The 5757-nt window shown below is 39.0% G+C and carries 2 protein-coding genes; both read right to left on the bottom strand.

Annotated features, from left to right (window positions below):
• Positions 1–178: 178 nt before the first annotated feature.
• Positions 179–2131, bottom strand: a complete 1953-nt coding sequence (locus tag HMPREF9072_RS10075; RefSeq protein ID WP_009411635.1) for a RagB/SusD family nutrient uptake outer membrane protein — start codon at positions 2129–2131, stop codon at positions 179–181.
• Between the two features lie 12 nt (positions 2132–2143).
• A complete protein-coding gene (locus tag HMPREF9072_RS10070) occupies positions 2144–5338 on the bottom strand; it encodes a TonB-dependent receptor (protein ID WP_009411634.1) in 3195 nt (1064 codons plus the stop codon).
• Between the last annotated feature and the right edge of the window lie 419 nt (positions 5339–5757).

Raw genomic sequence — 5757 nt, 5'->3', positions numbered from 1 at the left:
GGGAATGTGGTGACGGAAAAGGGAAGTAATGACGGGGGGACGAATGATGAGTGACGAAAAGTGGAGCGATGAAAAAGTTTATAGCAAATAACTATAAAATAGAAAAAGCTACCCCTAAAAGGTAGCTTTTTCTATTTAAACAATAAAAATTATGTTATGAAAGATGTTATTTTAGACATTATTCAGTAGGAATACCATCGGCTTGTACTGGCCAACCTGGGTTTTGGTAGATAACACTGGTAGCTACATTTCCTCCTTTGGAAGTGCGTAAGAAGTTTTCAAAGCCTATGGGTGATAGGTAGTGTGCTTTCGTCCAAGTGATACCGTTGTAATACAAGTTGTTTTGTTGTATAATTTGATAAGGACGAATGTACACGCTCAATGTTTTTGCTGATATGTTGGGGCTGGCAGCAGGCAAAGCTACTAATTTAGAAGTCCCGTTATTATTTTTATAAGTAGGTTTATCATACATACTTGTCCAAAGATTCATACCTTCTATTTGGTAGTTTCTTAACTGATCCATAGCGCGCCAACGGCGGAGGTCGTTATTACGTATTCCTTCAGCTATAAACTCACAACGGCGTTCACGGCGAATGTTGTAAAGGGTTGCATCTATTTTTTGTCCTGCTGAATATACCGCCCAGTCGTTTTCTTTGGTGAGATCGGTAGCGGCTATGGTAGCATTGTAGTTTTCACTTACCCCCGCACGAACGCGTAATGCTTTCCAATAACGGTCGGCATCACTATCGAGACTGTTATTTTTTACATAACAAGCTTCAATATAATTAAGATAGGCTTCTGCGGCACGGAATACAATACAACCTGCCTCAGTAAGTACCGCATCAGTGAGGTATTTGGCATCTCCATTTAGCCCTTTTTTCACATTATAGCCTGTAACAGCTTTTCTTTCGGTTACCGAGTTAATAATGTCAGGATAACTGTTATCTTGCTGAGTAACGGCTAAATAATCACCTGGTACACGCATAAAAAGCTGCAAGCGCTCGTCCCTATCTACTTTTACAGTTGTAAGATCAGCATCACCTTGGTAACCCGAACCTGATGCGTAGATAGGTAAACCATTTTTCATCAAGAAAGCATCCACAAAACCACGTGTATAACCACTATTAGCGCCTCCTGTCAAGAAACCATTGGTATAATGCCCAACACTTTTATCAGCGCTGTATTGTCTCCAAAAAAGCACTTCTGAATAACCTGACTGACTGTTATCACCATACATTTTGAAATAAGGATTGCTAAACACAGCTGTTCCAGTGGTATTGTGGTCATTGGCTACCAATGGGAAAGCATCGGCTACGACCTTAGCAGAAGCCATTGCTTCTGTCAAAAAGTAATTAATTTCACTATCTATATTGATAGAAAAACCGGATAAGTAAGAGACTTTAGTCCCTGGCCAGCCCATACCTCCCGGCACTTGGGCAGTGCCCTTATGATATTTGAGCCAAGTTCCTTCAAAAAGCGCTACACGTGATCGGAAAAGCTGAGCCACTTCTTTACTGATACGGTTTTTGCCTTCTACTGGGCTTGACTTTAACAAGCTGATAGCTTTGTCTAAATCTTGCAAAATAAAGCGAGCTACTTCATTACGAGGGCGACGTTTAGAAGCCTCTATGAGCTCATCTTCATTATCGGGGAGTACGGTTTTCACAATAGGGTAATCACCATAGGATTGTAAACGATCGAAATACTCATAAGCTCTTAAAAAGTAGGCTTCTCCTAAATAGTGATTGATATTAGCAGGTGTTCCTGTTATTTTTCCTGCCTCTATTTTCGGGGTTACTTCTGCTAAAAAATAGTTGATAGCACGAATATTACCAAAATCATAGCCTTCTGTACCTTTAGGCACGTGCCATTGTCCTTTTACCCAAGCTACATTAGCATTTGTTGTAGCTTGGTTATCAGTGCCGTTATCATCTTTAAAAATCCCTATATTATACCCACCGTGAGTAGGGAAATTATAATAAGTGATAGTATAGGCTGCCAAATCTGATTCGGTATTGAAATATTGTTGAGGGGTGATATTAGAGAGCGGTTCTCTATCCAAAAATTTGTTACACCCTATAAGCCCTACCGAAAAGGTAGCTATGATTATATTTTTATATATCTTTTTCATTGTGTTAGTCTTTTAGAAGGTTAAACTTAATCCTGTTGAAATCACTCTTGAAAGAGGATATAGTTTTCCTTGTCCCCAAGAACCTCCATTAGCTTCAGGGTCGAATATTTTAGAGAGTTTGGTAAAGGTAAATACATTATCGGCTGAGATATAAATTCGCAAATTATCTATACCTATAGTCTTCATAATATCAGTAGGGAAGGTATACCCCAATTGTATGTTCTTCAAACGTACATAAGCAGCGTTTTGTACCCAACGTGTTTGAGAGGCGAAGTTCTTACCTCCACCGTCCATAGTAGGTCGTGGATAATACGCATTTACATTAGAGCCAAAAGGGCTATTAGTGCCTTCGGGACGGAAGTAATCTAAGTGTTCTTTAAAGCCTGCTGATTGCCATACGTTTTGGTTAGCCCCTCTAAAATAAGGAGAATCATTGAAAATTAAATCACGCTTACCTGTGCCCTGCCAAAACATACTAAAATCTACGTTTTTGTACTTCAACTCTACTTGTACCCCAAAGTTATAACGAGGAGTGGTGTTACCAATAACTTTTCTATCACCTGGATCATCAAGGGTATTAGCTCCACTATTAATTTTACCATCGCCATTGAGGTCTTCATACATTATATCACCTGCTGCCCAGTTGTTACCCAAAGCACTTTGGTCGTGTGTTTTTAACCATTCGGTCATCTCTGCATCTGTTTTAGCAATGCCACGTGTTTGGTAGCCCCATATTTCACCTAAATACTGTCCTTCGTAAAAAGTTCCTAAAGATTTATTTTTGTTAGGATATTTAGTAATTTTTTGACGGCTATCAGTTAAGTTAGCTGAAATACCATAAGAGAAATCTTCTCCTATTTTGTCTTTCCAGCTCGTTATGATCTCAAATCCGTTTGAGACCATATCGGTATTGTTGATACGAGCAGGAGCAGTACCCAATACAGGAGGCAGTTGAGGGGCAGGACCTACCATATTATAGGTTTTACGGCTAAACAACTCGAATGTGAATTTAAGACGGTTCTTCAAAGCAGTAAGGTCAAACCCTACATTCCAAGAAGCTACTTTTTCCCAAGTGAGGGTAGAAGCTACCAATCCTGGCATTTTTGCTGTATTAGTTTTATCACCATTAAGAAGCCAACTACCATTATTAGCCCCTATGTTCATCGTTTGATAGAAAGGATACCAACTATCAGTGTTTTGGTTGCCTAATTCGCCATAAGACCCTCTAAATTTAAATTCACTTACCGCTTCTCCAAACTTACCGAAGTGTTTCCAAAAGCCCTCTTTGGCTATATTCCAACCTACTGAAGCTGAGGTAAACAAGTTCCAACGCTGGTCGCGCAAAAAGCGAGAGGTACCGTCATAACGAGCGTTTACTTCCAATAAATACTTGCTGTCGTAGTTGTAGTTGAGCCTGCCAAAGAAACCTGCGGTTGCCCAGTGTTGATAATCTCCACTTACATCATCATTCTTTCCCCCTGTAGTGTTGAGTGAAAGAGAGTTCTTGCTGTATATCTCATCGCGAGAAGCAGAAAATTGACGTGATTTGAATAGCTCTGATTGAAAGCCTGCTAATGCAGTAACTGTATGTTTCTTAATCTCTTTAGTATAAGATGAATATATATTAGTATTAAAGAAGTTGTAACGGGCTGCCCACTCACTTATTTTTGAATGTCCAGCAGGGGCTTCCCCATCGCGCGAAATAGGAATAGGCTCTCCGTGTAAACCATATTTGTAGATAGGCAAGTAGTACCAATTATTAAAGATAGTAGAAGTGCGGTAGTTGAGCTCTACATTGGTTACCCATCCTTTTATAGGATTGAATACCAAAGCTAATTGTTGGGTAAGCTCATCTCTTTGTGTTTTATCGCGTCCTTCATTAAGCTGTGCAATTTCATTACCGTTCATATAATGACCATTAGGGTCTTTAAGTGGTAAGGTAGGCCAACGTCTGGCTATGTTGTGGAAAAACAAACCTCCTAAATAAGAAGAACGAGAGAAATCTCTGCGACTGAAACGTGAGTTGTAATTCAACTTTAAATAAGGAAGTATTTGTGCTGATATCTTTCCTTGTGCTGAGTAACGTGACATTTTATCGGTATTATAACGCGATAACCCCTCAGCATCAAGCCAACCTAATGATACGTAATATTGTATCTTTTCAGTACCACCACGAGCTGTAAAATTATGTTCTTGCGAAGGAGTAGAAGCTCTATAAAACTCTTTAAACCAATCTACATTTGCCCAGCTTTGCTTGTAGTCATTCCAAGCACCATTTCCATCTTTGGTAGGGTTCCAATCAGTAGCATCTTTTAGCTTCCCTGCTTTGTATGCCTTGATGTTCTGTATAATACGATCTTCAAATACAGGAGCCCCTCCGTTATTCTTTTGAGCTTCATTAAAATAGTTAGCAAAATCTTCTGAATCCAACATTTCAGGGAGGCCTACGGGTGAAGCAAGGCGGTAATTAGTACTATAATTTATCACCATTCTACCATCTTTACCTGATTTAGTAGTTACTAAAATCACCCCAAAAGCCGCACGCGACCCATAAATAGAAGCCGAAGCTGCATCTTTCAACACCGAAATACTTTCTATATCATTAGGATTTAAAGTATTCATATCGCCTTCCATACCATCTATAAGTACCAAGGGGTTCGCACTAGATCCTGACCCAATAGTACCTGTACCGCGAATATTGAAGGAAAGATTACTGTCCAACTGTCCACCTCCATTTCCTACAGAGAAGTTCACCCCCGAAACGTTCCCCTGTAGGGCTTGGGTTACATTGTTTACAGGGCGATTCTCTAAGGCTTTAGCATCTACCGAAGCTACAGCTCCTGTAAGGTTTTCTTTCTTTTGAGTGGCAAAACCTACCACTACCACTTCTGTAAGTTGGTGGGTATCTTCTTTTAGTTGCACATTAACTGTGTAAGAATTACCCCCCCCCACAACTTTTTTAGTCTGGGTAGTAAATCCTACAAAGCTAAACTCGAGCACATCGCCTGCTTTGGCTTGGATTTGGTAATTACCGTCAAAATCAGTAGATGTACCGTGCGTAGAGCCTTTAACCACTACGGAAACACCGGGTAAAGGCGTTTTTTTATCGTCAGTAACTTTACCTTTTACTGAGATGGTTTGTGCCATAAGAGTTGTTAAAAAGCAACCTAACACAAACATAACAAATGTTAAATACTTTTCTTTCATAAGTTTGGCTATTAAATGAAATTTACGGCGTAAAAGTAGCACTATTTATTATATCTACCAAATAATTATAGCTAATATTTTTAAATAATTTTATATACTTCGCTAAATAGAGGAGATAATCATATGAATTACAATAGATAAGGAGAAAATAAAAGAAAGTGTATTATTATTAATTTTAACACTTTTCAAAAGAAAAAGGAAGAAAGTGTGAGGTCGTAGCACGACGGGCGGGGAAAATTAGCAAATTAGAAAATGAGAAAATGAGAGAATTAGAGAATTAGCAAATGAGGAAATTAGAGAATGAGGAAAGGAGTAAATATTATTAGTTTATTCAACTTTGGCAAAGTTTGAGATGAAAAAGTGACGTGTTAGGACTGTTAGGATTATTCGGAAGGAAACGGAGAAGTTCGGAAGAGGGG

This window comes from Capnocytophaga sp. oral taxon 324 str. F0483 (assembly GCF_000318315.2).
Classification (GTDB): domain Bacteria; phylum Bacteroidota; class Bacteroidia; order Flavobacteriales; family Flavobacteriaceae; genus Capnocytophaga; species Capnocytophaga ochracea.
Note: the sequence above shows the minus strand (reverse complement) of the source record. Positions and strands in the feature narration are given on the sequence as shown.

Excerpts from the sequence above, each read along its gene's own strand:
- HMPREF9072_RS10075 (WP_009411635.1), bottom strand. The coding sequence starts at position 2,131 with ATGAAAAAGATATATAAAAATATAATCATAGCTACCTTTTCGGTAGGG.
- HMPREF9072_RS10070 (WP_009411634.1), bottom strand. The coding sequence starts at position 5,338 with ATGAAAGAAAAGTATTTAACATTTGTTATGTTTGTGTTAGGTTGCTTT.